The organism is Sphingomonas sp. VDB2, from assembly GCF_047946695.1.
Classification (GTDB): Bacteria; Pseudomonadota; Alphaproteobacteria; order Sphingomonadales; family Sphingomonadaceae; genus Sphingobium; species Sphingobium bisphenolicum.
In genome coordinates this window covers 392128-418307 of sequence record NZ_CP159616.1, presented here as the reverse complement: position 1 = coordinate 418307, position 26180 = coordinate 392128, and the positions used below count along the sequence as shown (strand labels likewise).

General features: G+C 65.7%; 19 protein-coding genes and 1 pseudogene. 12 read left to right on the top strand and 8 right to left on the bottom strand.

Going from position 1 to position 26180, the window contains the following annotated elements:
- Nucleotides 1–18: 18 nt before the first annotated feature.
- The 3 genes from ABT375_RS20370 to ABT375_RS20360 are packed head-to-tail and all read right to left on the bottom strand — an operon-like array spanning nt 19 to nt 2554.
- Nucleotides 19–807, bottom strand: a complete 789-nt coding sequence (locus tag ABT375_RS20370) for a GDSL-type esterase/lipase family protein (protein WP_416465862.1) — start codon at nt 805–807, stop codon at nt 19–21.
- Nucleotides 804–1772, bottom strand: coding sequence for an alpha/beta hydrolase (locus ABT375_RS20365; protein ID WP_416465860.1), 969 nt, complete (start codon nt 1770–1772; stop codon nt 804–806). Before ABT375_RS20365 ends, ABT375_RS20370 begins: the two co-directional genes overlap by 4 nt.
- The gene (locus tag ABT375_RS20360; RefSeq protein WP_416465858.1) at nt 1769–2554 is read right to left on the bottom strand and encodes an IclR family transcriptional regulator; all 786 of its coding nucleotides are present in this window, start codon (nt 2552–2554) and stop codon (nt 1769–1771) included. The genes ABT375_RS20365 and ABT375_RS20360 overlap by 4 nt, the downstream gene beginning before the upstream one ends.
- 245 nt (nt 2555–2799) lie before the next feature.
- On the opposite strand from ABT375_RS20360, the gene ABT375_RS20355 reads away from it, so the two are divergent.
- The 7 genes and pseudogenes from ABT375_RS20355 (at nt 2800) to ABT375_RS20325 (ending at nt 12040) form a co-directional block, all read left to right on the top strand.
- Nucleotides 2800–5562, top strand: coding sequence for a TonB-dependent receptor (locus ABT375_RS20355; protein WP_416465856.1), 2763 nt, complete (start codon nt 2800–2802; stop codon nt 5560–5562).
- Nucleotides 5563–5715: 153 nt separating this feature from the next.
- The gene (gene fucP, locus ABT375_RS20350; RefSeq protein ID WP_416465854.1) at nt 5716–6894 is read left to right on the top strand and encodes an L-fucose:H+ symporter permease; all 1179 of its coding nucleotides are present in this window, start codon (nt 5716–5718) and stop codon (nt 6892–6894) included.
- Nucleotides 6891–7832: pseudogene (locus ABT375_RS20345) on the top strand (aldo/keto reductase); the annotation flags it as partial. The gene fucP and the pseudogene ABT375_RS20345, both read left to right, overlap by 4 nt.
- A gap of 314 nt (nt 7833–8146) precedes the next feature.
- On the top strand, nt 8147–9349 hold the full coding sequence (locus ABT375_RS20340; RefSeq protein WP_416465852.1) for a UxaA family hydrolase: 1203 nt from the start codon (nt 8147–8149) through the stop codon (nt 9347–9349).
- Nucleotides 9346–10077: an SDR family oxidoreductase gene (locus ABT375_RS20335; RefSeq protein WP_224546940.1), complete on the top strand. Its 732-nt coding sequence runs from the start codon at nt 9346–9348 to the stop codon at nt 10075–10077. The genes ABT375_RS20340 and ABT375_RS20335 overlap by 4 nt, the downstream gene beginning before the upstream one ends.
- Entirely contained in the window at nt 10077–10421 is a 345-nt protein-coding gene (locus tag ABT375_RS20330) for an L-rhamnose mutarotase (protein ID WP_416465850.1), read from the top strand. Before ABT375_RS20335 ends, ABT375_RS20330 begins: the two co-directional genes overlap by 1 nt.
- Nucleotides 10422–10432: 11 nt before the next feature.
- Nucleotides 10433–12040, top strand: coding sequence for a DUF5597 domain-containing protein (locus ABT375_RS20325; RefSeq protein ID WP_416465848.1), 1608 nt, complete (start codon nt 10433–10435; stop codon nt 12038–12040).
- Here the strand turns inward: ABT375_RS20325 and ABT375_RS20320 are convergent.
- Nucleotides 12012–13073, bottom strand: coding sequence for a LacI family DNA-binding transcriptional regulator (locus tag ABT375_RS20320; protein ID WP_416465846.1), 1062 nt, complete (start codon nt 13071–13073; stop codon nt 12012–12014). The two genes, ABT375_RS20325 and ABT375_RS20320, sit on opposite strands and share 29 nt — an antisense overlap.
- Nucleotides 13074–13134: 61 nt before the next feature.
- A complete protein-coding gene (gene uxaC, locus ABT375_RS20315; RefSeq protein ID WP_416465844.1) occupies nt 13135–14580 on the bottom strand; it encodes a glucuronate isomerase in 1446 nt (481 codons plus the stop codon).
- Between the two features lie 55 nt (nt 14581–14635).
- Here uxaC and ABT375_RS20310 point away from each other — a divergent pair, with 55 nt between their 5' ends.
- Both ABT375_RS20310 and ABT375_RS20305 read left to right on the top strand, forming a co-directional pair.
- On the top strand, nt 14636–16162 hold the full coding sequence (locus tag ABT375_RS20310) for a UxaA family hydrolase (RefSeq protein WP_416465881.1): 1527 nt from the start codon (nt 14636–14638) through the stop codon (nt 16160–16162).
- 20 nt (nt 16163–16182) lie between these two features.
- Nucleotides 16183–17658, top strand: coding sequence for a mannitol dehydrogenase family protein (locus ABT375_RS20305; protein ID WP_416465842.1), 1476 nt, complete (start codon nt 16183–16185; stop codon nt 17656–17658).
- A 2-nt stretch (nt 17659–17660) separates the two neighbouring features.
- On the opposite strand, the gene ABT375_RS20300 is transcribed toward ABT375_RS20305, so the two are convergent.
- Entirely contained in the window at nt 17661–18359 is a 699-nt protein-coding gene (locus tag ABT375_RS20300) for a pirin family protein (RefSeq protein WP_224546931.1), read from the bottom strand.
- 174 nt (nt 18360–18533) lie between these two features.
- On the bottom strand, nt 18534–20738 hold the full coding sequence (katG, locus tag ABT375_RS20295) for a catalase/peroxidase HPI (RefSeq protein WP_416465841.1): 2205 nt from the start codon (nt 20736–20738) through the stop codon (nt 18534–18536).
- A 184-nt stretch (nt 20739–20922) separates the two neighbouring features.
- On the opposite strand from katG, the gene ABT375_RS20290 reads away from it, so the two are divergent.
- Together ABT375_RS20290 and ligD are read left to right on the top strand one after the other, a co-directional pair.
- Nucleotides 20923–21795, top strand: a complete 873-nt coding sequence (locus ABT375_RS20290; RefSeq protein WP_416465840.1) for a Ku protein — start codon at nt 20923–20925, stop codon at nt 21793–21795.
- 3 nt (nt 21796–21798) lie between these two features.
- On the top strand, nt 21799–24300 hold the full coding sequence (gene ligD / locus ABT375_RS20285; protein WP_416465838.1) for a DNA ligase D: 2502 nt from the start codon (nt 21799–21801) through the stop codon (nt 24298–24300).
- Nucleotides 24301–24303: 3 nt separating this feature from the next.
- Here ligD and ABT375_RS20280 read toward each other — a convergent pair whose 3' ends face one another.
- Complete coding sequence (locus tag ABT375_RS20280) at nt 24304–24951, bottom strand: TetR/AcrR family transcriptional regulator (protein WP_416465836.1); 648 nt, start codon at nt 24949–24951, stop codon at nt 24304–24306.
- 86 nt (nt 24952–25037) lie between these two features.
- On the opposite strand from ABT375_RS20280, the gene ABT375_RS20275 reads away from it, so the two are divergent.
- A complete protein-coding gene (locus ABT375_RS20275; RefSeq protein WP_416465834.1) occupies nt 25038–26162 on the top strand; it encodes an acyl-CoA dehydrogenase family protein in 1125 nt (374 codons plus the stop codon).
- Nucleotides 26163–26180 lie beyond the last annotated feature (18 nt).

The following is a 26180-nucleotide window of genomic DNA, read 5'->3' as shown; positions in this document are numbered from 1 at the left end:
CCTTTCATCGTGTCGTTTTCATTGTCCGGCCAATGCCCGGTCGATGGCGCGCTGCGCGATCGGCGTCATCACGGCATAGCCATTGTCGAGCGGATGGACGCCGTCCCGCGTGAAGGCGGCGGCCATCAGGCCCTTGGCGTCGACCATGGCGGCCGCATAATCGGCATAGACATGTCCACGCCGGGTGCAGAAGCCGCGCAGCCAGGCGTTGAGCGCGCGCAATTCTTCGGGCTTGCGCTCCCTGACGACATCTTTCGCAGCGTCGCTATAATCATTCACTGGCAGCAGCGATCCGAACACGACCTTGATGTCATGCGCGCGCGCCAGGTCGGCCATGGCTTCCCAGTTCGCTTCGATCTGTTCGGGCGTTTCCTGTTGCAGGAAGCCCTGCACGTCATTGATGCCGGCGAGGATCACGACGACCTCCGGCTTCAGCGCGACGACGTCCTGATGGAAGCGCAGCAGCATCTGCGCCGTCACCTGGCTGCCGATGCCGCGGTTGACATAGGGTTTGCCGGGGAAGCTCGCGGCAAGGTTCCAGCGGTCGGTGATGGAATCGCCCAGAAACACCACGCGCTGCTCGCCAGGTTTAGGCGCGGGCAAGGCGGCATTGGCGGGCGCGTAGAGATAGCGCTCGCCGAAATCCTGCATCAGGCTGGGCATCAGGGTGGCGCGGAACGGGCCGAGCCATGGCCCCCAATCCTTTTCCGTCACGATGCGCCGTTCGGGCGCGCTGTGATACTCGACGGGCATGGCCAGCGCGGTGCCGGCGCTGAGCGCCAGCATCAGGGCGATCAGGCGTTTCATGCCGGGATCAATCGGTGCTTCGCGGCAAAGGTCGCGAACAAGGCGGGCCAGGCTGACGCCTGCATCGTCTGGGGCAGACGGGTGCCGAAGCCATGGCCGCCATCCTCGAAGATATGCAGCGCGACCGGACGCTTGGCGGCTTCCATCGCCTGGAACAGGGCGATGCTGTTGGCGGGGGGCACCAAACCGTCATCGGTCGCATGGACCAGGAAGAGCGGCGGGGTCGCGGCATCGACGCGCAATTCTACCGATCGGGCGCGGCGCATTGCTGCCGACGCGTCCGGCCCCAGCAGATTGTCCCGCGATCCGCCGTGGGTGAAGGGCGCGGCGAGGCTCACCACGGGATAGAGCAGGGCGGCAAGGTCGGGGCGGGCGTCCTGCCGGTCGGCCGCATCGACGGGATCATAGACCGTCTCGCCATGACGCGTCGCCAGCGATCCGGCCAGATGCCCGCCGGCGGAAAAACCAAGCACGCCGATCCGGTCCTTTGCGACGCCGAGCTGGACGGCTCCAGCGCGGATCAGCCGCATCGCCCGCTGCGCATCCTGCAACGGCACATCCTGACGCCGCGCCCAACCTTCGCCGGGCAGGCGATAGAGCAGGATGAAGGCGGTGATGCCGCGCGCGTTCAGCCAGTTGGCCTGGCTGGTGCCTTCATTGTCGTAGGACAGGAAGCCATAGCCGCCGCCGGGCAGCACCAGCATCGCCGCGCCATTGGGGCGGGCGGGGCGGCGTACGACCAGCATCGGCCGATCCATGCCCGTCACCCAGCGGTCCGGTTCGCCACCGGGCCTGGCCTGATCTTCGATCTTGCGGACGATGCGCGCGCCGGTCCCGCCCGGCGGCGTGCCGGGCCACAGGTCGATCACCTCGTCGCTGGCGCTGGTCTGGGCGTTGGCCAGGCCTGGCAGCGCCGCCAGTCCCGCCGCCGCCAGCAAGGCGGCACGCCGGTCCATTCCGGTCATTGTTCGCCCTCCGTCCCGCGCGGCGGCACCAGCATGATCGGCGACATCGCGCTGCCGATCGCGGCGGCGGCATCGCGCACTAGCTGGCTGCACGCCTCCACGGTCGCCCGGTTGGCCGCGCCGTCGACGAACGGCATGGTCAGCGCGGCGCGCGCGACCCCGCCGGCCAGAATCGGTGCGGACAGGTCGGTGATGCCGGTCAGCATCGGGCTGGGCGCAATCGCGCCGCCATTGGCCACCGCCGCGTCCAGTCGTTCGGTCAGCTCGGCCTCGTCCAGCGCCTCGCCGGCGGCGCGAATATCGTCCAGCATCGCCGCTCGCGCTTCGGGCGGCTGGAAGGCGAGCAGGATACGCCCGGAATTGGAGCGATGCATTGGCCGGCGATAGCCGACGCGCACGGCAAAGCCCGACAGGCCGGGCGCCTCGATCGCAATGATGACGACCATTTCCGCGCCCGATGCGACTGCCAGATGGCAGCTCTGCCCCGCCTTGCGCGCCAGATCCTGCATCACCGGCAGGGCGGTGGAAGCGAGGTCGCGAATCGGCGGCTGGCTCATGCCCAGCGCGAACAGCCGGTTGGTCAGGCGATAACCTTCCTCGGCACGGGCGATATAGCCATGTTCTTCGAGAACCTGCAGCATCCGGAATATCTCGCTGACCGAGCGGCCCAGCGCGGCAGATATGTCAGACATGATGAGCGGATCGCTGGCGGCGGCGAGCAGTTCCAATATTTCCAGCCCCTTGGTCAGGGCGGGCGCCTGATAGCGCGACTTCCCGGTCATTCCAGTCCTCCCCTCGCCCATGCTGCCGGTTATTGGCGCCGCCTTGCAGGTGCCTCCTTCTAAGCACCGTCCACATATGAAATCAATTTTTATATTTCATAATTCTAAATGTGGGAGTAATGGAGCCTTGCCTTGTTACCGCTCCCAGGAGGGGACGGAGACATGAAAGGGAAATGTTCCGGCCGTTTTCAGCCGCGAATCAGGTGAGCGCTCCGTTCAGGGGCCAAGGGAGAGGAAGGGGTTTCATGACCAAGATCACGCATATGCCGCGTCGCGCCGCGTTGCTGGCCGGCATTTCGATCGCCAGCATCGCGCTGGGGAGCAGCCTCCACGCGCAGGAGGCCCCGCAGCAGCCCGCCGCGAGCGAGGGCGACATCGTCGTCACCGGCGTGCGCGCCAGCCTGTCCAGCGCCCAGACGATCAAGCGCAACAGCGACGTCATCGTCGATTCGATCGTGGCCGAAGACATCGGCAAGCTGCCCGACCGCAACGTCGCCGAAGCGCTGCAGCGCATCACCGGCATCCAGATCCAGCGCAGCTATGGCGAAGGCACATCGGTCGCGATCCGCGGCCTCAGTCAGGTCCGGACCGAGATCAACGGTCGCGACGTGTTCACCGCCAATGGCGGTCGCACGCTCAGCCTGGAGGATGTGCCCTCCGAACTGTTGTCCGGCATCGACGTCTACAAGAACCCGTCGGCCGACCTGATCGAGGGCGGCATCGGCGGCCTCATTAACCTGCGGACCCGCAAGCCGTTCGATTTCGATGGCTTCAAGGCCTCGGCCAGCGCGAGCGTCAATTATTACGACCTGTACGGCAAGTCGAAGCCGCAGGCGAACCTGCTCCTGTCGGATCGCTGGGACACAAGCCTTGGCGAAATCGGCGTGATGGTCGATGTCGGCTATCAGAAGACCGCCTTCCGTCAGGACCAGATCAGCAGTCAGCCCTTCTATCGCCTCGATCCCGCCGACACCGCCGATGCGGCAACCCTCGCAGGTCTGGGCCGCACCGGCAAGGAAACCTATCTGCCCCATGGCGTGGGCATCGGCCAGTATCTGGGCGACCGCCGCCGCCTGGGCATCGACGCCGCCGTCCAGTGGCGCCCCAGCGACACGCTGGAACTGACCGCCGAATATGTTCGGTCGGACTATAAGTTCCGCTATGGCGACTACAGCTTCTTCGCCTATACCGGCGACAGCGATATTACGCCGGACTATAGTGCGCCCTTCACCTTCGACGATCAGGGCAATTTCCGCAGCGGCACCTTCGTTAACCTGCCGATCAATGCGAATACCAGCCTGGAAACCCGCCATTCGGTGACCAGTGACTATTCCTTCAACGCCAAATGGAAGCCGACCGACCGGCTGAGCGTCACGGGCGACTTCCAATATATCAAGGGCGTGACCGACGGCCAGCGCTCGATCGTCATCCTCTCTTCGACGGCCGAACGCCTCTATCAGGAAGTCGGCAATGGCGTGCCGACGATGATCATCTCGCCCGACAACGACCCGACCAACGGCAACGGCCTCGTCACCGACCCGGCCAACTATGCCAGCGGCGCGGGCTATCTCGATCATATCGAGCATTCGGTCGGTACCGAATATGCCGGTCGCGTGGACGCAGAATATAGGTTCGACAACAGCGTTCTGCGGTCGCTCAAATTCGGCCTGCGTTATACGGATCGTTCCGCCGTCACCGACAGCAGCACCTATAATTATTATGGTCTGAGCAGCCTGCCGTCGAGCCTGCTGGAAGTGCGTAAGTTCCGCGGCGACCTGTATCGCGGCTTTCAGGGCGTTCCCGATGGCGCAGTGTTCGTCAATCGTGACCTCGTGCTGGACTATGACGCCACCCGCGCGGCGCTTGCACCTTATACCGGCGATCCGGCGGCGCTGCTCAAGGGCGTCGGCTATCAGCCGAGCGACCGCAATACGCAGGGCGAGAAGACCTATACCGCTTATGGTCTGGTCAAGTTCGGCTTTGACGATCTGCCGGTGCGGATCGACGGCAATATCGGCGTTCGCGTGGTCAAGACCAAGGTGTCGACGAGCGGCTTTTCCGTCCAGACGCCGCAGGCCGAGGACGCCAATGGCAACGTCATTCCGGGCAACGGCCCAATCAGCTTCGTGCCGATCGGCCGCGATTCCGAATATACCCGCGCGCTGCCCAGCCTGAACCTGCGTTTCCACCTGAGCGACCAGCTGCAACTGCGCCTGGCCGCGTCGAAGGGGCTGACGCGGCCCGATTTCTCGCAACTCAATCCGAACATCAATATCGTGGAGTTCAATGCGGGATCGGGCCTGCGCACGGCATCGTCGGGCAATGCCGATCTGCGGCCGCTGGAAGCCAAGCAGTTCGACGCTTCGCTCGAATGGTATTTCTCGCGAACGGGTTCGCTCTATGGCGCGCTCTTTTACAAGAAGGTGGACGGGTTCATCGCCAATGTGACCAACACCGAGACGTTCGACCTGGGCCATGGCAATTTCAACGTCGATGTGACGCGTCCTGTCAATGGCGACAATGGCAAGATCAAGGGCGCTGAAATCGGCGGCAATACCTTCTTCGACTTCCTGCCGGGCTTCTGGTCGGGCTTCGGCGTGCAGGCCAACTTCACCTATGTCGACAGCAAGGCGCCCAGTCCCAATGCGTTCGACAATGAAGGCAACCAGCTATTCGTGCCGTTGGAGCAGCTGTCCAAATATAGCTATAATCTGGTCGGCTTCTACGACAAGGGACCGCTCTCGGCGCGCGTCGCCTATAATTGGCGCAGCAAATATGTCGTGACGACGCGCGGCAACGGCAGCGGCAATCTGCCGATCTTCAACGCCGCGCGCGGTCAGGTCGATGCATCGCTCACCTATACGGTCAACGAGAATTTCGCGCTGACCGTCGATGGCGTGAACCTGACCGACACCGAGAACAAGACCTATTACGGCATCCCCAGCCGTCCGCAGTCCTCTGTGCTCAACGACCGTCGCATCAGCATCACCGCCCGCATCACCTATTGATCCGGCGTACGGGCGTTTCTAGCGTCCCTCCCCTGGCAGACCGGACCGCGATGCGGCCGGTCTGCCATTTTGGACAAGAGAGAGGATGGCCTGATGCATAGGCAGGGAGCCGGCACTGAACGGAGCAGGTCCGGACGGAGCAGCCGGACTGCGATGGTGCTGACCACGGGCCTCTTCTTCCTGTGGGGGGTGGCGAACAACCTCAACGATGTGCTGATCGCCCATTTCCGGCATGTCTTTTCGCTGTCGGATTTTCAGTCGGGGCTGGTTCAGTCGGCTTTCTATCTGGGCTATTTCTGTTTCGCGATTCCCGCCGCGCTGGCGGCCGAACGGCTGGGTTACAAGGCGACGGTCATTTTGGGGCTGCTGCTGTTCGGCGGCGGCGCGCTGCTGTTCCTGCCAGCGTCGACACAGCTCAGCTACGGCTTCTTCCTCTTCGCGCTGTTCGTGATTGCGAGTGGCCTGGCCTTCCTCGAAACCGCCGCCAATCCGATGGTCGCGGTGATGGGGCCGGCGGAGGGGGCGGCGCAGCGGCTCAATCTGGCGCAGGCCTTCAATCCGCTGGGATCGATCACCGGCGTGGCGCTGGGCGCGACCCTGATCCTGTCCGACGCCCCCCGGCGGGGCGCTGCAGGCGCCGCGGCGGTGCAGCTACCCTATCTCGGCATCGCGCTGGTGGTGCTGGGCTGGGCGGCGGCGCTCGCCTTCACGCGCTTTCCCCGTGCCGCCACGCAGGCGGAAGCGACGACCGGCCCGATCTTCGCGGGCTATGGCGCGCTGTTGCGGCGGCCGCGCTATCTGGCGGGGGTGGCAGCGCAATTCTTCTATGTCGGCGCGCAGGTCGGCATCTGGAGCTACCTGATCCGCTATGCGGAAAGCGTCGTGCCGGGCATCGGCGCGCAAAAGGCGGCCTGGCTGCTCACTTTGTCGCTGGCGCTGTTCATGGTCGGGCGTTTCATCGGCGCGGCCTTGCTGTCGCGGTTCGATGGCGCGCGACTGATGGCGTTGTTCGCGGGGATCAATATCGTCCTGTCGCTGGTGGCGGTGACGGGGGGCGTGGTCGGTCTTGCCGCTCTGGTGGCGACCAGCTTCTTCATGTCGATCCTGTACCCCACCATCTTCGTCCTGTCGCTGCGCGGCCTCGGACCGCTGACCAAGGCGGGCGCGTCGATGATCGTGATGGCGATCATCGGCGGCGCGGTGCTGACGATGGCGATGGGGCTGCTGTCCGACCTGACCGGGACGATCCGCACGGCGATGCTCGTGCCCGCGCTCTGCTTCGCGGTCGTCGGGCTCTATGCGTGGGCGGCGCGGCGGGAGGGGGGGGCATGATCCCCGATTTGGGCATGGGCACCGCGCCGATCGGCAATCTCTATCGCGCCGTGAGCGAGGCGGAGGCGCGGGCCACGCTCGACGCCGCCTGGGATGCGGGCATCCGCTATTATGACACGGCGCCCCATTATGGTTTCGGCCTGGCCGAACGGCGGTTGGGCGCGATGCTGGCGGAACGCGACCCGGCGGACGAAGCGGCGGTGTCGACCAAAGTCGGGCGCCTGCTCATACCGACCGACGCGCGGGGCGAACGCCACGGTTTCGTCGATGCCGATCCGTTCGAACCAGTCTTCGACTATGGTCGTGACGCGGTACTGCGATCCTTCGAAGGGAGTTGCGCGCGCCTGCGCCGCGATCGGATCGACCTGCTGCTCGCCCATGATCTCGGCCGGGCGACCCATGGCGACGATCATGACCGCCACCTGCGCGCCTTTCTCGACGGCGGCTATCGGGCGATGTGCGACCTGCGCGAAGCGGGCGCGATCGGCGCGATCGGCATCGGCGTCAATGAAGTCGCGATCTGCGACGAACTGCTCGACCATGTCGCGCTGGACATGATCCTGCTCGCCGGGCGCTACACGCTGCTGGACCGCAGCGCGGAACGGTTGCTGGCGCGCTGCGCCGAACTGGGCGTGCAAGTGATCGTCGGTGGCCCCTATAATAGCGGCATATTGGCGCGCGACCTCGGCGGCCCGTTGCATTTCGACTATACTGCTCCCAGTGCCGACATCGTCGGCAGGGCGCAGCGCCTGTCGGACGCCTGCGTCGCCTTCGACGTAGCGCTGCCCGCTGCCGCCCTGCAATTTCCGCTCCGCCATCCTGCGGTCGTCAGCGTCATCCCCGGCCTGGTCGGGCCGGATCAAGTCGCCGACAGCATGACCCGCCGCTCGGCGCCCCTGCCCCACGCGCTCTGGCCTGCGCTCGATGCCGCCCTGAAAGATGCTTCCATGTTGCAGGACGATGCGCGCCTGATTCTGTTGCACCCCGACGACAATGTCCTGATCTGTGTCCGTCCGATCGACGCAGGTGACATTCTCCCCGTTTCGGGCGGCACGATCCCCGCGCGCGAGGGGATATCCATCGGGCACAAGATCGCCCGCGCGCCGCTCCGCGCCGGGGACAAGATCATCAAATATGGTGCGCCGATCGGGTCGATGACCGCCGATGCCGCGACCGGCGACTGGATACATATGCACAATATGAAGAGCGACTATATCAGCAGCCATACGCGCACCGCGCTGGAGCAGGGGGCATGATCCAGGCCTGGCTCCGGCAGGATGGGCGCAAGGGCATCCGCAATGTCGTCGCGGTCGCCTATCTGGTGGAATGCGCACATCATGTCGCGCGGCGGATCGTGGACAGGACGGACGATGCCGATGTGCAACTGATCGGCTTTCCCGGCTGCTATCCCAACGCCTATGCCGCCAAGGTGATGGAGGCGATCGCCACCCATCCCAATGTCGGCGGCCTCGTGATCGTGTCGCTGGGGTGCGAGAGTTTCAATCGCGAGCGGCTGCTGGCGGTGGCGCGGGCGAGCGGACGGCCCGCCGAACTGCTGGTGATCCAGGAGACGGGCGGCACGGCGGCGACGATCGCGGCGGGCGTCGAGGCGGTGGCGCGCGTGCGCGCCGCCATCGCCGACGTCCCGCGCGGGCCGATGGGCGTCGAGGAACTGATCGTCGGCACCATCTGCGGCGGATCGGACGGAACCAGCGGCATCACTGCCAATCCGGCGGTCGGCCGCGCTTTCGACCGGTTGGTGGCGGACGGCGCGGCCTGTATCTTCGAGGAGACGGGCGAACTGGTCGGATGCGAAAAGATCATGGCCGACCGCGCCCGCACGCCCGAACTGGCGACCGCGATCGAAGAGTGCGTGCACAAGGCCGAACGCTACTACACCATCATGGGGTTCGGCAGCTTCGCGCCCGGCAACGCGGAGGGCGGCCTGACGACGCAGGAGGAAAAGTCGATGGGCGCCTATTCCAAATCCGGCGCCTCGACCATCGACGGTATATTGAAGCCGGGCGATGTGCCGCCGACGGGCGGCCTCTATCTGCTCGACGTGGTGCCTGACGGCGAACCGCGCTTCGGCTTCCCCAATATCTCCGACAATGCGGAGATCGTCGAGCTGATCGCCTGCGGCGCGCATCTGACTTTGTTTACGACTGGGCGCGGATCGGTGGTCGGATCGGCCATTTCGCCGGTCATCAAGATTTGCGCGAACCCGGATACCGGCCGCCGGCTGGCGGCCGACATGGACGTCAATGCCGGGCGCATCCTGGAAGGCGAAGCGACGCTGGAGCAAGTCGGCACGGAAATCTACGACAAGCTATTGGCCGTCGCGGCGGGTGAGCGCAGTGTTTCCGAATCCCTTGGCCATCAGGAGTTTATTTTGACCTACAAGGCTTTCGATCCCATCGGCCCCGACTGTCTCCCCACGAAGGCGCGCGCATGAGCGGGCGTCTGGAAGGCAAGGTCGCGCTGATCACGGCGGCGGCGCGCGGCATCGGCCGGGCGAGTGCGCAGCGCTTCGTGGCGGAGGGCGCGCGCGTGATCGCGACCGACCGGGACCGTGATGCGCTGGAGGGGCTGGACGGCTGCGAATTGCGCAGGCTCGACGCGACCGACGGGGCTGCGGTGCGGGCGCTGGCGGCGGAGGTCGGCCCGATCGACATCCTCGCCAATGTCGCGGGGGTGGTCCATGCCGGGAACATCCTGGAATGTCCGCAGGAAGATTGGGACTTCGCCCTCTCGCTCAACATGACCGCCATGTATCACACGATCCGGGCCTTCCTGCCCGGCATGGTCGAGAAGGGCGCGGGATCGATCGTCAACATGGCCTCCATCGCCAGTTCGGTGAAGGGCATCCCAAACCGCTTCGCCTATGGCGCGAGCAAGGCGGGGGTGATCGGCCTGACCAAGGCGGTGGCCGCCGATTTCGTGGGGCAGGGGGTGCGCTGCAACTGCATCTGCCCCGGCACGATCGATACGCCCTCGCTGCAACAACGCCTGCACGATACGGGCGACTATGCCGCTGCGCAGGCCGCGTTCGCAGCGCGCCAGCCGATGGGCCGTCTCGGCCGGGCAGAGGAGATCGCGGCGCTGGTGCTGTATCTCGCGAGCGACGAAGCGTCCTTCACAACCGGCGCGGTGCATGTGATCGACGGCGGCTGGGTCAACTGATGCGGCATGTCCTGCTGATCGACCTGGCCGACGAGGCCGACGCCATCGCCAGCTATGAAGCATGGCACGCCGCCGGCGCGCTGCCGCCCGCGATCGGGGCGAGCATCCGGACGGCGGACGTGATCGCGATGGACATCTATCGCAGCGGCAACCGGCTGGTCATGCTGATGGAAACCGGCCCCGGTTTCGACCCGGCGGCCAAGGCGGCGGCGGATGCGGCCGATCCGGCGGTGCAGGCCTGGGAAGCGCAGATGGACGGCGTCCAGCGCCCGCTTCCCTGGGCCGTGCCCGGCGCGAAATGGACCGAAACGACCCGCATCTTCTCCCTCGACGAACAGCCATGAAAGGCCATTCCATGATCCTCACCCGGACCCTGATCGCCGCTTCCCTGCTGATCGCGCGCCCCGCGCTGGCGCAGGGCGACACGCCGCATATCGAAACCAAGGCCGGTCGCCATGCGCTGATCGTGGATGGCGCGCCCTTCCTGATGCTGGGCGGGCAGATCAACAACAGCAGCAATTATGCCGCGCCGCTGGAAAAGGTCTGGGCGACGCTCGACCGGATCGGCGCGAATACGGTCGAGGCGCCGATCGCCTGGGAGCAACTGGAGCCGCAGGAGGGCCAGTTCGACTACAGCTTCGTCCAGACGCTGCTGGATGAAGCACGCAAGCATGACAAGCGCATCGTGCTGCTGTGGTTCGGTGCGTGGAAGAATACCGGCCTCGCCTATACGCCCGACTGGGTGAAGCTCGATAATCGCCGTTTTCCGCGCATGAAGACGAAGGATGGTGCGGATCATGGCGTCCTGTCGCCGCATGGCGTGGCGACACTGGCGGCGGACAAGCGCGCATTCCTGGCGCTGATGGCCTATATTCGCGACCATGACACGCAGAACACGGTCATTCTGGTCCAGCCGGAAAATGAAGTCGGCAGCTACCGCAATCCGCGCGACTACAGCCCCGCCGCGCAGAAATTGTTTGACGGCCCGGTGCCGGCGGCACTGACCAAGATGCTGAAGAAATCGGCCGGCAACTGGGCGACCGTCTTCGGCGACCAGGCCGATCGCGCCTTCAACACTTGGCACACCGCCCGCTATATCGAGGAACTGGCAAAGGCCGGCAAGGCGATCAAGCCGCTGCCCATGTATGTGAACGCGGCGCTGGGCGACCCCTTCGCCAAGCCCGATCCGATGGCGCTGTCGAGCGGTGGGCCGCAGGGCGATGTGATCGACATCTGGAAGGTGGCGGCGCCCTCGATCGATTTCGCCGCGCCAGACATTTACGATCGCGCCAGCCGCAACGTCTTCCGGCATCTCGACCTCTACACAAGGCCCGACAATGCGTTGATGGTGCCGGAAATCGGCAATGCCGCCGAATATGCCCGTTATTTCTGGGCGGCGCTGGGGCGCGGGGCGATCGGTTTCGCGCCCTTCGGCATGGATGATACCGGCTATTTCAACTATCCGCTGGGCGCCAAAGGCTTCGACGACAGGACGCTGGACGTCTTCGCCGCCAAATATCGGGTCGTGGCGTCGGCGCCCTGGGCCAGGATCGCGTTCGAGCATCCGGTCTGGGGCGCGGCCAGGCCCGATGACGGCGCGGCCGTCGGCACGACGATGGGCGACTGGACGATCACCGCCAGCTTCGGCCAGTGGCAGTTCGGCCAGCGCGAATGGTTCCCCAAGGCCGACCTGCCCGCCTGGGCGAGCGAGCCGACCGGCGGCACCGTCGTCGCCCAATTGTCAGCCGATGAATTTCTCTTGACCGGCGACCATGTCCGCCTGAACTTCGCCCCCCGGGACGGCAGCGCGCCGGGCGGCATGATCGTCAAGGTCGAGGAGGGGCATTTCGACAAGGGCGCTTGGGTCATGGACCGCATCTGGAATGGCGACCAGACCGATTATGGGCTGAACCTGATCGACCATCCGGTGTGGATCAAGGTGACGATGGGCCGCTATCGCTAGGATCGGTCGAAGGCCCGCTGGACTGGGCCGGCACCAGCGACAGAACGGGGCTGTCCAGATCGCAAGGCGTTTGCCCCTCGATCAGATCGATCAGGTGGCGTGTCGCCATTTCCGCCATCTCGCCGAAGGGCCGGGCGACGGTGGTGAGCGAAGGCGTGAGCATCTCCGCCACGATGCTGCCGTCGAAGCCCACCACCGACAGCCCGTCCGGCACCGCGATCCCGCGCGCAGCGGCGATCTTCAGTACGCCCGCCGCCATGATGTCGTTCGCCGCGAAAATGGCGGTCGGGGTAGGGGAGATGGCGAGCAGCCGGCTAGCCGCCGTCATGCCCGCGGCCAGGCTATAGTCGCCCTCCACCTCGACCGGCGGCCCGACGCCCGCCTCCTCCAGCGCCTCGACAAAGCCCGCGCGGCGTTCGATCGCCGAGATCATGTCCTGCGGCCCGGTAATCATCGCGATGCGCCGATGCCCCAGCGCCAGCAGATGCCGCGCGACATCGCCCGCCGCCTGCCGCTCCTGCGACAGCAGCACCGCGCCATAACCCTCGATCGGCACCGCCGAAATCGCCACCGCAGGGATATGGTCGGCCTGTAGCGCGGCCGGCAGCCCGGCCATGTCGGACACCGGCGGCATCACCACCAGCCCGTCGACCCGCGCGCGCCGGCAAAATCCCAGCACATCCTGTCCCGCACCCGGATCGCCGACCGGCACGCTGTGGCAGATCACTTCATAGCCACGCCGGGTCGCCTCGCGCCCCACGCCGCGCTGCACGCTGTCCAGAACCAGCGCGTTGCGATCATTATGCACCATGCCGATCAGGAAGGAGCGCCCCTTGGCCAGCGCGCGGGCGCGCAGGCTGGGTCGGAAATTGAGCGCATCGATCGCGTCCTGGATGCGCGCGCGCGTCTCCTTGTTGACCTTGGGCGACTGGTTGAGCACGCGCGACACGGTGCGGATCGATACGCCCGCCAGCGCCGCCACATCGACGATCGTCGGTTCGTTGCCGCCAGTGCTGGGGTCATTATCGGGCATGACGGCTTTCCTGGCGACGTCGGGACGCTCCCGCTCTATGCGAGCGCGCGCGCCCTGACAATCATGCCGCGCTGGCCAATGGTCGCGGCGGCGCATCGGGCAGGCGATAGGCCTTGCGCACCAGATTATAGGTCAGGTCCACCGCCAGTTCCTGCGCCTCCCAATCGCGCAGCCGCCCTTCGGCGACCAGCCGCGCGAGGAAGGCGCAATCGACCCGTCGCGCGACATCGTGCCGCGCCGGGATCGACAGGAAGGCGCGGGTATCGTCGTTGAATCCGACCATATTGTAGAAGCCCGCCGTCTCCGTCGTCATCTCGCGGAAACGCATCATGCCTTCCGGGCTGTCATGGAACCACCAGGCCGGCCCCAGCTTCAGGCAGGGATAATGGCCCGCCAGCGGCGCCAGTTCGCGGGCATAGGTGCTTTCGTCCAGGGTGAAGAGGATGATCGACAGCGCGGCTTCATTGCCGAAGCGGTCGAGCAGCGGCTTCAATCCTCCCACATAATCGGTGCGCGCCGGGATGTCCGCGCCCTTGTCGCGGCCATAGACGCGGTGCAGCCACGCATTATGGTTGCGGCAGGCGCCCGGATGGATTTGCATCACCAGCCCGTCATCCAGACTGAGCCGCGCCATTTCGGTCAGCATCTGGGCGCGGAACAGTTCGGCATCCTGCGCGGTCCAGTCCTTGCCGACGATGCGGTCGAACAGGGCGGCGGCGTCCGCGTCGGACAGGTTCGCGGTCCGCGCGCTCTGATGGCCATGGTCGGTGGAGGTCGCGCCCATGGCGATGAAATCCTGCCGCCGCCGCGCATGGGCGCGTAGATAGCCGCGCCATGTCAGCACATCCTCGCCGGTCAGCTCGGCGAAGGCGGCCAGGCTGGCGTGGAAATCCTCATGTTCCGGATCGACCACAGCGTCGGGGCGATAGGCGGTCACGACCTGCCCGTCCCAGCCCGACTCGCGGATCGCCCGATGATGGTCCAGCCGCTCATGCGCGCCTTCGGTGGTGGCGAGCAACTCGATATGGAAGCGGTCGAACAGCGCACGCGGGCGAAAGGCCGGGGTGGCGAGCAGTTCGCCGATCCGGTCATAATAATGATCGGCGGTCGCTTCGGACAGAATCGTGTCGAAACCGAAAACCTCGGCAAAGACATGGTCGAGCCACATCCGGGAAGGCGTGCCGCGGAACAGATGCTGGTTGCGCGCAAAGATACGCCAGGCCGCGCGCGGATCGGCGTCGCCCGGCACGCCATGGGCCGGCACGGCCAGATCCTCCAGCTTCACCCCCTGGCTGTAGAGCATTCGGTAGAGATAATGGTCCGGCGCCAGCAGCAGCGCGGTCGCATTATCCCATGCATCGTTGGTCGCGAACCAGGCGGGATCGGTATGGCCATGTGGGCTGACGATCGGCAGCGCGGCGACACTGTCATAGAGCGAACGGGCGATCGCGCGCGTGCCGGGATCCGCCGGGAAGAGGCGGTTCGGATCGAGCGAAAGATGGGTCATGACAGCATCTCCTTGGGACTTGTGCCAGCGTTGGCACAAATGCTATCACGGTGCAATGGAGACGATCGCACCTACCCTTGATCCGCCCGCCGACACCCTGCCCGATGCCGTCCGCATCGCCCCGCAGGATGATGTCGCCATCGCGCTGCGCGCGTTGGACGCAGGCGAAACGATCGCCGTAGCGGGACAGGTCGTCACCCTCATCGACTCCGTCGGCCGGGGGCACAAATTCGCCCTGCGCCCGATCGCGGCGGGCGAACCGGTCCGCCGCTATGGCTGGCCTGTCGGCAGCGCGACTCAGGCGATTGCGACGGGAAGCCACGTCCACAGCCATAATCTACGCACCAATTTGAAGGTCGAGGAGCCGTACAGCTTCGTTCCTCTGTCCACGGGCGACCGGGCGCCTTCCGACACACGCTGGCGATTCGACGGCTATCGCCGTGCCGATGGCAGCGTTGGCACCCGCAACGAGATATGGGTCATCCCTACCGTCGGCTGCGTCGCGCGTACCGCGGAACGGATCGCCAAACAGGCGGGAGATCGCCATGCCGGGCGGGTCGACGCCGTACTGGCCTTCCCGCATCCGCTGGGTTGTTCGCAGCTCGGCGACGATCTGGACGGCACGGCGCGGCTGCTGGCCGCGCTGGCGTCCAATCCCAATGCCGGGGGCGTGCTGCTGATCGGCCTGGGCTGCGAAGAGAACCAGCTTGCGGCGCTGCTGGAGCGCATTCCGTCCGAACGGCGCGACCGCGTCCGCAGCGTCGGCGCGCAGATCAGTGCCGACGAATATGCGGCGGCGGAAAGCGCGATCGATGCACTGGTGGCCATCGCGGCGCAGGACCGGCGCGAAACCGTGGATATCGGCGCGCTGCGCCTCGGCCTCAAATGCGGTGGCTCCGATGGGCTGAGCGGCATTACCGCCAACCCGCTGATCGGCCGCGCCGCCGATGTCGTCACGGCGGCGGGCGGGCAGGCGATCCTGACCGAGATACCGGAGATTTTCGGCGCGGAACGCCTGTTGATGCAGCGCGCAGCGGACGAGCCGGTGTTCGATGCACTGGTGGCGCTGGTCAACCGCTTCAAACGCTATTTCATCGACCATGGCGAGCCGATCTCCGAAAATCCCAGCCCCGGCAATGTCGCGGGCGGCATCACCACGCTGGAGGAAAAATCGCTGGGCGCGGTGCAGAAGGGCGGCCATGCGACCGTCACCGACGTGCTGGCCTATGGCGAAACCTTGCGCCGTCCGGGCCTGACCTTGCTGGAGGCGCCGGGCAATGACGCGGTATCGACCACCGCGCTGGCGGCGGCCGGGGCGACGATGACGCTCTTTTCCACCGGGCGCGGCACGCCACTGGGCAGCCCGATCCCGACGCTGAAACTCGCTACCAACCACGATCTCGCCCGGCGCAAGCCCGGCTGGATCGATTTCGACGCGGCGCAGGTGCTCGATGATGGCCTGGATGCCACGACCGATGTCCTGATGGCGCGCATCTGCGCCATCGCGTCGGGCGAACCTGCGCGTAACGAACTAAACGACGAACGCGACATCGCTATCTGGAAGCGCGGCGTCACCCTCTGACCTAATTGCAGGATCATGCCATGACCCGATTGTCGTCTGCCACGCTGGGGACACTGCCGGCTACCGTCGCGCTCCCCGCCTACGACCGCGCGCAGGTGAAAGCCGGCGTCGTCCATCTGGGCATCGGCGCGTTCCACCGCGCGCATCAGGCGGTGATGTTCGACGATGTGCTGGGCGCGGGCGACCTGCGCTGGGGCATCCGCGCGGTATCGCTTCGCTCGCCGGGCGTGCGCGACCAGATGGCGCCGCAGGACGGCCTCTATCATCTGCTGGTGCGCGACGGCGCCGATGTCGCAACGCGCCTGATCGGTGCCGTGCTGGATGTCTCGGTCGCGCGCGAAGACCCCGCGGCCGTGGTTGCGATGCTGGCCGCTGCCGACACCCATATCGTGACGCTGACCGTGACCGAGAAGGGCTATAAGCTCGATCCCGCAACTGGCGCGCTGCTGGCGGACGATGCCGATCTGGCGGCCGATCTCGCCAGCCTCGCCGCGCCGGTCACTGCGCCGGGTTTCCTGGTGGCGGCGCTGGCGCAGCGAAGGGCCAGGGGATTGGGGCCCTTCACCGCCATTTCCTGCGACAATCTGCCGCGCAACGGCCACAGGCTGCGCGGCGCGGTGATCGCCCTGGCGCAGCGGCACGATCCCGCTCTGGCGGACTGGATCGCGACGGAGTGCGCTTTCCCCGAAACCATGGTCGACCGCATCGTCCCCGCCACGACGGCGGAGGATGTCGCCGCCTTCGCCCGCGATTGCGGCCTGACCGACCAGGCGCTGGTCAAGACAGAGCCCTTCACCCAATGGGTGATCGAGGACAAGTTTTGCGGCCCGCGCCCCGATTTCGGCGCGGGGGTCCAGATCGCCATGGCGGTTGCGCCATGGGAGGAAGCCAAGCTGCGCCTGCTCAACGGCGCGCATAGCGCCATCGCCTATCTCGGCGGCCTCGCCGGCATCGCCCATGTCCATGAAGCGCTCGAACAGCCGGCGATGCGCGCCTATGTCGAGCGGCTGTGGGACGAAGCCGAAACCACGTTGTCGCCGCCGGCTGAACTGGATGTCTCCGCCTATCGCCGCGACCTGATGGCGCGCTTCGACAATGGGGCTTTGATGCATCGCACCCGGCAGATCGCGATGGACGGGTCGCAGAAACTCCCCCAGCGGCTGCTGGCGACGATCGCGGACCGCCGCGCGGTGGGGCAGGGGGTCGGCGCTCTGGCGCTGGGCGTCGCCGCCTGGATCAGATGGCAGGCTGGGGTGAACGATCTGGGCCAGCCCCATGTCGTGGACGATCCGCTTGCCGACCGGATCGCAGCGTTGCTGGCCGGGCAGGGCGACGCGGCAGGCCGGGTGCGTGCGATGCTGTCGCTCGACGCCGTGATGCCCCCGGCGCTGCGGAGGGATGCCGTGTTCGCCGACCTGCTGACCGCGCATCTGTCGAGTCTCGAAGACAAGGGCGCCATGGCCACCGTCATGGCCATGGCGCCCCTGCCGGCCTGATATCAGGCGGCGTCGACCAGCACGATCTCGCTATCCTCGATCGCGGTCACGCGGATGACGGCCAGGTCGCTGATCGCCGCGCCGTCGCGGGCGTTGACCCGCTGCCCGTCAATCTCGATCGCGCCGGTCGCCGGGACCAGATAGGCCTTGCGGTCGGCGCCGATCGGATAGTCGGCGCTCTCGCCGGCCTTCAGCGTCGCGGCGACCACCCGCGCATCGGTGCGGATCGGCAGCGCGTCGTCGTCATTGTCGTAGCCTGACGCCAGCGTCACGAACTGGCCGGACCGTTCGCCCTTGGGGAAGGGGCGGGCGCCCCAACTGGGCGCATCGCCCTGGCGGGTCGGGACGATCCAGATCTGGAAGATCGTCGTCGTCACATCTTCGCGATTATATTCCGAATGGCGGATGCCGGTGCCTGCGCTCATCACCTGGACGTCGCCGGCCTCGGTGCGGCCCTTGTTGCCCAGGCTGTCCTCATGGGTGATCGCGCCTTCGCGGACATAGGTGATGATTTCCATGTCGCGATGCGGATGCGGCGGGAAGCCGGTGTGGGGCTGGATCGTGTCGTCGTTCCAGACACGCAGATTGCCCCAGTGCATCCGGGCAGGATCATGATAGCCGGCGAAGGAAAAATGATGCTTGGCGTTCAGCCAGCCATGATTGTCGCCGCCGAGACTGTCGAAGGGGCGTAGTTCGATCATTGTCTGTCTCCTCATGGGGCGGAGGTCGCCGGGATGGCGTCGCCCTGTTGAAGACCTGTCTAGCGCTTGCCAGCTTTCCTGTTCAGACCGATAAAATCAATCAAAATGTTCGATAAAATGGAACAGTTCGCAGCGCCGTAAAAGCGCTGCGAACTGTCCAACTCCCTGTCTCAATCAGGCCTTCAGATCGAACCGGTCTGCATTCATCACCTTGGTCCAGGCGGCCACAAAGTCCTTCACGAACTTGTCGCCCGCGTCGGAGGAGGCATAGACTTCAGCCAGGGCGCGTAGCTGAGAATTGGCGCCGAAGGCCAGGTCGGTGCGCGTCGCCGTCCATTTCTCGACGTTGTTGGCGCGGTCGGTCCCGACGAACGTCTCGTCGCTGGTATCGTCCACTTGTTTCCAGGCGGTGCCCATATCGAGCAGGTTGACGAAATAGTCGTTCGTCAGTTGCCCGACGCGGTCGGTCAGGACGCCATGTTTCGACCCGCCATGATTGGCGCCCAGCACGCGCAGCCCGCCGACCAGCACGGTCATCTCCGGCGCCGACAGGCCCAGCAGTTGCGCCCGGTCGACCAGCAGCTCCTCCGTCGGCACATTATAGCGCGTCTGGAGATAGTTGCGGAAGCCGTCCGCCTTGGGCTCCAGCACGTCGAAGCCGTCGGCATCGGTCTGCTCGGCGCTCGCATCGGTACGACCGGGCGTGAAGGGAACGGTCAGGTCGTGGCCGGCCGCCTGCGCCGCCTGCTCGATGCCCACGCTGCCGCCCAGCACGATCAGGTCGGCGACCGACGCGCCGCTATCGCTGGCGATGCCTTCATAGACCGCCAGCACTCGCGCCAATGCGGCCGGTTCGTTGACGTCCCAGTCCTTCTGCGGAGCCAGGCGCAGCCGACCGCCATTGGCGCCGCCACGATGGTCCGACCGGCGATAGGTGACGGCAGACGCCCAGGCCGTCTTGACCAGATCCTGCACCGACAGGCCGGACGCGGCGATCTTCTGCTTGAGCGCGGCGACATGCGCCTCGCCCAGCGCCGGGCCGGTCGCCGCGGGAATCGGGTCCTGCCAGATCAGGTCTTCGGCCGGGACTTCGGGGCCAAGATAGCGGGTCTTGGGCCCCATGTCGCGATGGCACAGCTTGAACCAGGCGCGGGCGAAGGCGTCGGCGAAATAGGCGGGGTCCGCCCGGAATTTCTCCATCACCGCGCGATAGGCCGGGTCCATCTTCATCGCCATGTCGGCGGTGGTCATCATCGTGGGCACCTTGACGCCGGGCGTATGCGCCTTGGGCGCCAGCGTCTCTTCCGGATTGCCGACCGGCTGCCATTGCTTGGCGCCCGCCGGGCTGCGCACCAGCTCATAGTCATGGTCCAGCAGCATGTCGAAATAGCTCATGTCCCATGTGATCGGCGTTGGCGTCCACGCGCCTTCGATTCCGCTGGTGATGGTATGGTCGCCCATGCCGCTTTCATGCCCACTCTGCCAGCCCAGCCCCTGCTGCGCGATGTCCGCGCCTTCGGGTTCCGCGCCGACCAGCGATGCGTCGCCTGCGCCATGCGCCTTGCCGAACGTATGGCCCCCGGCGGTCAGCGCCGCAGTTTCTTCATCATTCATGCCCATCCGCGCAAAGGTTTCGCGAATGTCGCGGCCCGATTGAAGCGCGTCGGGATTGCCGCCCGGTCCTTCGGGATTGACGTAGATCAGGCCCATCTGGATCGCAGCCAGCGGGCTTTCCAGCACCATCTCCTTGTCGGGCTGGATGCGCGTTTCGTTACCGTCCTGGCCTACCCATTGTTCCTCGGTGCCCCAGTAGATGTCCTTCTCGGGCTCGAACACATCGGCGCGACCGCCGCCGAAGCCGAAGACGGGGCCGCCCATCGATTCGATCGCGACATTGCCGGCCAGGATCATCAGGTCGGCCCAGCTTAGCTTCTGGCCATATTTCTGCTTGATCGGCCACAGCAACCGGCGCGCCTTGTCCAGATTGCCATTGTCCGGCCAGCTATTGAGCGGGGCGAAACGCTGCGACCCGGAGGACGCGCCGCCGCGCCCGTCGCCGGTCCGATAGGTGCCGGCGCTATGCCAGGCCATGCGGATGAAGAAGGGGCCATAATGGCCATAATCGGCCGGCCACCAGGGCTGACTGTCCGTCATCAGCGCGGTCAGGTCCGCCTTGACCGCATCATAGTCGAGCGACTTGAACGCCGCGGCATAATCGAAATCATGGCCCAGAGGATCGCCCGACAGGCCGTTCTGCTGGAGGATTTCGAGCGATAGCTGGTTGGGCCACCAGTCGCGATTGGTGCGGCCGAGCAAAGTGCGCCGCGCCGCGGGCTCCTTCATCGGGCAGCCTAGCGGATCAGAGGTTTTGGCATCCATGTCTTCTCTCCTGCTTCAAGTCCCTGCGGCATTTTGTAGGAGCATAGCCCAGTCGAACAAAGCCGGGAATATCGCTCTGTCTGATCGATAATATCAGTGGAAGGCGGGGTGATGACGCCGATCGCCACAGCGTCTTAAGGAACTTCCGCCTTGACCGGGCGCTGATGCCGGCGGAGGTGGTCACATGGCAGCACGCGCATATTGGCAGGGCCAGATCCGGCTCGCCCTGGTATCGATCCCGGTCGAAATCTACCCCGCCACCCGGTCCGGCGCGGCGATCAGCTTTCGCCAAATCCATGAGCCGACCGGCAAGCCGATCAGCTATGAGAAGGTGGTGCAGGGCGTGGGGCCGGTGGACCGGGACGAAATTTTCAAGGGCTTCGAAATCTCCAAGGGCAATTATGTCCTGCTGGAAGAGGAAGAGATCGAGGCGGTCAAGATCGAGAGCCGCAAGACGCTGGAGCTGGTGCAGTTCGTCGAATCCGACGCGATCGACGTCCTCTATTATGAAAAACCCTATTTCGTCGTCCCGGCCGACGATCTGGCCGAAGAAGCCTATGCGGTGCTGCGCGACGCGCTGCGCCAGACCAAGAAGGTGGGGCTGGGCCAATTGTCGGTGCGCGGACGCGAACAGCTCGTCTCCTTGAAGCCCTGCGGACGCGGTCTCGTGCTCGAAGTCTTGCGCTATGCCGACGAGGTGACGCGCGCCCAGACCTATTTCCGCAACCTGCCCGATGACAAGGCCGACGCCGACCTGCTCGACCTCGCCACCACCATCATCGAAAAGAAGACCGCGCCGTTCAAGCCGGAGGAGTTTCACGACCGCTATGTCGATGCGCTCCAGCGGCTGATCGAGAAAAAGAAGAAGGCCAGGGGCAAGCGCGTCATCGAGGATGTCGAGGAACCGGCCAGTGCAAAGGGCGGCAATGTCATCGATCTGATGGCCGCGCTCAAGAAATCGGTCGGGGACGGCGGGAAGGCTGCGCCCGCGAAAAAAGCGCCGGCCAAGGCGGCCGCGACCAGGACCCGCACGTCCGCGAAGCGCAAAAGCGCCTGACCCATGGCTCGCAATCCGCTCGACGCCTACAACGCCAAGCGGGACTTCGCCCGCACCCGCGAGCCGAAGGGCGAAATGGCCAGCACGGGCGGCAACAGCTTCGTCGTGCAGAAACATGATGCGACCCGGCTGCACTGGGACTTCCGGCTGGAGATTGACGGGGTGCTCAAAAGCTGGGCCGTGACCAAGGGGCCGAGCATCGACCCGTCGGACAAGCGCCTTGCGGTGCGGACCGAGGATCATCCGTTAAGCTATGGCGATTTCGAGGGATTGATACCCGAAGGCGAATATGGCGGCGGCACGGTGATGCTCTGGGATCGCGGCACCTGGCAGCCGATCGCAGGGAAGAGCGCCAAGGATCTGGAAAAAGGCCATTTGCACTTCACCCTGGATGGCGAGCGGATGAAAGGCGAGTGGCTGCTCGTCCGCATGAAAGGGCGTCCAAAGGAAAAGCGCGAAAACTGGCTGCTCCGCAAGATCGATGACGCGGAGGCAGGCGAAGGCGACCAACTGGTCGAACGGGCGTTGACCAGCGTGCTGACCGGACGTTCGATGGCGGAGATCGCGGCGGACAAGGCGGGTGCCCAGTCGCTCGCCGGGGTCAAGGGCAAGGCCTTTGCCGGCAAGATGCAGGCGGCGCGCGATCATAATGCAAAAGTTGTGACCAAGCCGCGCAAGACCGCAGCCAAGCCGCCCGCCTTCGCCAGGCCCCAGCTCGCAACCCTTGTGGATGATGTGCCGGCGGGCAATGACTGGCTGCACGAGATCAAGTTCGACGGCTATCGCGCGCTCGCCGCGGTGGCGGGGGAGCAGGTACGCATCTTCACCCGCAACGGGCTCGACTGGACCGCCAAGTTCCAGCCGCTTGTGAAGGCGATTGCGGCGCTGGACCTTCCCCCCGCCCTGATCGACGGGGAGATCGTCGCCTTCGGTCCAGACGGCAATCCCAGCTTCTCCGCGCTCCAGTCTGTGCTCAAGCGCGGCCATGGCGCGCAGCGGGACGATACGCCCTTTCATTTCTTCGCCTTCGACCTGCTTGCGCTGGAGGGGCAGGACATGAAGGCGCTGCCGCAGATCGAGCGGAAGGAACGGCTGGAAGCCCTGTTGAAAGCGGCGAAGCCACCCGTCCAGGTTGCCGACCATGTGATCGGCGCGGGAGAAGCCTTATATCGCTCCCTCTGTGACGCCGGACAGGAAGGGATCATCTCCAAGCGCATCGACGCGCCCTATCGCGGCGACCGCACGCGTAACTGGGTGAAGGTGAAATGCACCCGCCGGCAGGAGTTCGTTATCATCGGCCGCAGCGCCAGCACTGCGCGCGGGCGCCCCTTCGCCTCGCTGCTGCTGGCGCAGCATGAGGGCAAGGCGCTTGTTTATAAGGGGAAGGTCGGCACCGGCTTCGACGCGGACCTGATGGCCACGCTCGACAAGGCGATGACCCCGCTGGAAACGGACAAGGCGCCGGTCGACGTGCCGCGGACCGAAGCGCGCGGCGCGACCTGGCTGAAACCCAGGCTGGTCGCCGAAATCGCCTTTGCCGAATTTACCGCCGACGGCCGGGTGCGCCATGCCAGCTTCCTAGGCCTGCGCACCGACAAGCCGGCGAAGGCGGTCACACCCGAAAAGCCCGCCGCAGCGCCCAAAGCGGCTCCCGCTGTCCGCATCACTAACCCCGACCGCGTCATCTTCCCCGAAAGCGACCAGACCAAGGGCGAACTGGCGGATTATTATGTCACGGTCGCGCCGCTGATGCTGCCCTTCGCCGCGCACCGGCCGATCAGCCTGGTCCGCTGTCCGCAAGGGCGGGCGAAGAAATGCTTCTTCCAGAAACATGACAGCGGCGCTTTCGGCCAGGCGGTGCGGCAGGTGCCGATCCGCGACAAGGACGGCGGCAGCGAGGATTATATCTATGTCGAGGATGCCGAAGGGCTGCTCGCCTGCGTTCAAATGGGCACGATCGAATTTCACGGCTGGGCCAGCCGCACCGATGCGGTGGAGCGGCCCGACCGGATGATCTTCGACCTCGATCCCGATGAGGGTATGGATTTCGATCGGGTGAAAGGCGCGGCGCAGGACATTCGCGCACGTTTGTCCGATATCGGCCTCGTCTCCTTCGCCATGCTGTCGGGGGGCAAGGGCGTGCATGTCGTGGTGCCGCTGACGCCGGGCCATGATTGGGAGACGCACAAGGATTTCGCGTCTCGCTTCGCCCAGGCGCTGAGTGCGGCCGAGCCGGATCGCTTCGTCGCGACCATGAGCAAGGCCAGGCGCAAGGACAAGATCTTCATCGACTGGCTGCGTAACCAGCGCGGCAGCACCGCCGTGCTGCCCTATTCGGCCCGCGCCCGCGCTGGCGCGCCGGTGGCGATCCCGATCGACTGGGACGAGCTGGACGGAATGAAGGACGCGCATCCTTTTTCGATCGGCGACGCGGCGAGGCTGGTCGAACGCGCGGCCAGCCTCAAGGGCTGGGGCTTCGCTGCGCAGGCATTGCCCGACATCTGATCCTCAGCGGCGCGGGGTGAGGCCGCCCAGCGCGATATCGACCAGCTTCTCCGCGACCTCTTCCGGGCTGAGCGGCCCATCGGGATCATGCCAGCGCGCCGGCCAGTTGAGCGCACCCGCCAGCGCGAAGGAGGCAAAGCGGACATCGACCGGCGCGATTGACCCATCGGCGACTCCCTCTGCGATCAGCCCCCGCACCGCATCGTCAATCTCCCGCTTGCGCGCGCGAAAGCGGATGGCGCTGTCCATCGACAGCACCTCCTCATTGGTGCGGATCACGCAGCGGCCGAAATCGTCCATATTGATGCAGGCATAACGCAGCAGGAAGGCGCGTAGCCGGTCATGGCCGCTCCCCGGCGCGCCGGCCGCCGCATCCGCGGCCTCGCGCAGCATCGACAGGCCGCGATAGACGCATTCGACCAGCACCTGCTCCTTATTGCCCAGATAATGATAGATGGTCGGCTTGCTGACGCCCAGGCTCCCCGCGACATCGTCCAGCGACGTGGCATGATAGCCCCGCGCATTGAACATCCGCACCGCCGCCAGCAGCACGGCTTCGCGCTTTTCCGCCCGGTCATGCTCGCGTTCCGCCTTGCTGCGGAAGGGGGAAGGAATGGCGGCGGCTGAAACGGGAACGGCAGATTTGGGCAACGGCATCTCCTTGCAAGCCGGGAGCATTGACAAGAAACTGCCGGACAATCAATATACCTATGAGTATAGAAAATACGAGTGAGTTTATGCTGACCGAGATTCAGGCCGCCATCCGCGACACGGTGCGCGACTTCGCGCAGGAGACGATCCGCCCCCACAGCGCCCGCTTCGAATCGGAAGGCGGCTATCCGCCCGAACTGTTCCGGGAGATGGCGGGCTTGGGCCTGTGGGGCATGACGGCGCCCGAAGCCTTTGGCGGGGCGGAAGCCGACGCCGTATCCTATGCGCTGGCGCTGATGGAGATCGCGGCGGCCGACGGCGCGCTCTCCACCATCGTTTCGATCCAGAATTCGATCCTTGTGTCCGGCCTGCTCAAGGACGGCAGCGATGCGCAGAAGGCGCGCTTCCTGCCGGACCTGATCGGCGGGCGCATGATCGGCGCCTTCGCGCTGACCGAAGCCGATGCAGGGTCCGACGCCTCGGCGGTGCGCACCCGCGCGACCAAGGTGGACGGCGGCTGGCGCATCACCGGCTCCAAGCAGTTCATCACATCGGGCAAGATCGCCGGCCTGGTCATGATCGTCGCAGTGACCGATCCCGACGCCGGCAAGAAGGGCCTGTCGGTCTTCCTCGTGCCGACCGACCGGCCCGGCTATGGCGTGGACAAGGTCGAGCATAAGCTGGGGCAGGGCGCGTCGGACACCTGCGCGCTGCGTTTCGACGACATGTTCGTCGAGGATGAGCTGCTGATCGGCCCGCCCGGACAGGGCTATCGCATCGCGCTCGCCAATCTGGAGACGGGCCGCATCGGCATCGCCGCCCAATGTGTCGGTATGGCGCAGGCCGCGCTGGAGATCGCGGTCGCCTATGCCAAGGATCGCAAGAGCTTCGGCAAGGCGATCATCGATCATCAGGCGGTGGGCTTTCGCCTTGCCGACCTTGTCACCCGGCTGGAAGCGGCGCGGCAGCTCGTCCTGCACGCGGCACGGACCAAGGATGCGGGCCTGCCCTGCCTGGCCGAAGCGTCCATGGCCAAGCTGTTCGCGTCCGAAGCGGCCGAGGCGATCGTGTCCGGTGCGCTACAGACTCTGGGCGGCTATGGCTATCTGGAGGAATATGGCGTCGCCAAAATATACCGCGATGTCCGCGTCTGCCAGATTTACGAAGGTACGTCGGATATCCAGCGCATGGTCATCGCGCGCAGTCTTTAAGGTCAGGATGGAGAGTGA

Excerpts from the sequence above, each read along its gene's own strand:
- ABT375_RS20370 (WP_416465862.1), bottom strand. The coding sequence starts at position 807 with ATGAAACGCCTGATCGCCCTGATGCTGGCGCTCAGCGCCGGCACCGCG.
- ABT375_RS20365 (WP_416465860.1), bottom strand. The coding sequence starts at position 1,772 with ATGACCGGAATGGACCGGCGTGCCGCCTTGCTGGCGGCGGCGGGACTG.
- ABT375_RS20360 (WP_416465858.1), bottom strand. The coding sequence starts at position 2,554 with ATGACCGGGAAGTCGCGCTATCAGGCGCCCGCCCTGACCAAGGGGCTG.
- ABT375_RS20355 (WP_416465856.1), top strand. The coding sequence starts at position 2,800 with ATGACCAAGATCACGCATATGCCGCGTCGCGCCGCGTTGCTGGCCGGC.
- fucP (WP_416465854.1), top strand. The coding sequence starts at position 5,716 with ATGGTGCTGACCACGGGCCTCTTCTTCCTGTGGGGGGTGGCGAACAAC.
- ABT375_RS20340 (WP_416465852.1), top strand. The coding sequence starts at position 8,147 with ATGATCCAGGCCTGGCTCCGGCAGGATGGGCGCAAGGGCATCCGCAAT.
- ABT375_RS20335 (WP_224546940.1), top strand. The coding sequence starts at position 9,346 with ATGAGCGGGCGTCTGGAAGGCAAGGTCGCGCTGATCACGGCGGCGGCG.
- ABT375_RS20330 (WP_416465850.1), top strand. The coding sequence starts at position 10,077 with ATGCGGCATGTCCTGCTGATCGACCTGGCCGACGAGGCCGACGCCATC.
- ABT375_RS20325 (WP_416465848.1), top strand. The coding sequence starts at position 10,433 with ATGATCCTCACCCGGACCCTGATCGCCGCTTCCCTGCTGATCGCGCGC.
- ABT375_RS20320 (WP_416465846.1), bottom strand. The coding sequence starts at position 13,073 with ATGCCCGATAATGACCCCAGCACTGGCGGCAACGAACCGACGATCGTC.
- uxaC (WP_416465844.1), bottom strand. The coding sequence starts at position 14,580 with ATGACCCATCTTTCGCTCGATCCGAACCGCCTCTTCCCGGCGGATCCC.
- ABT375_RS20310 (WP_416465881.1), top strand. The coding sequence starts at position 14,636 with ATGGAGACGATCGCACCTACCCTTGATCCGCCCGCCGACACCCTGCCC.
- ABT375_RS20305 (WP_416465842.1), top strand. The coding sequence starts at position 16,183 with ATGACCCGATTGTCGTCTGCCACGCTGGGGACACTGCCGGCTACCGTC.
- ABT375_RS20300 (WP_224546931.1), bottom strand. The coding sequence starts at position 18,359 with ATGATCGAACTACGCCCCTTCGACAGTCTCGGCGGCGACAATCATGGC.
- katG (WP_416465841.1), bottom strand. The coding sequence starts at position 20,738 with ATGGATGCCAAAACCTCTGATCCGCTAGGCTGCCCGATGAAGGAGCCC.
- ABT375_RS20290 (WP_416465840.1), top strand. The coding sequence starts at position 20,923 with ATGGCAGCACGCGCATATTGGCAGGGCCAGATCCGGCTCGCCCTGGTA.
- ligD (WP_416465838.1), top strand. The coding sequence starts at position 21,799 with ATGGCTCGCAATCCGCTCGACGCCTACAACGCCAAGCGGGACTTCGCC.
- ABT375_RS20275 (WP_416465834.1), top strand. The coding sequence starts at position 25,038 with ATGCTGACCGAGATTCAGGCCGCCATCCGCGACACGGTGCGCGACTTC.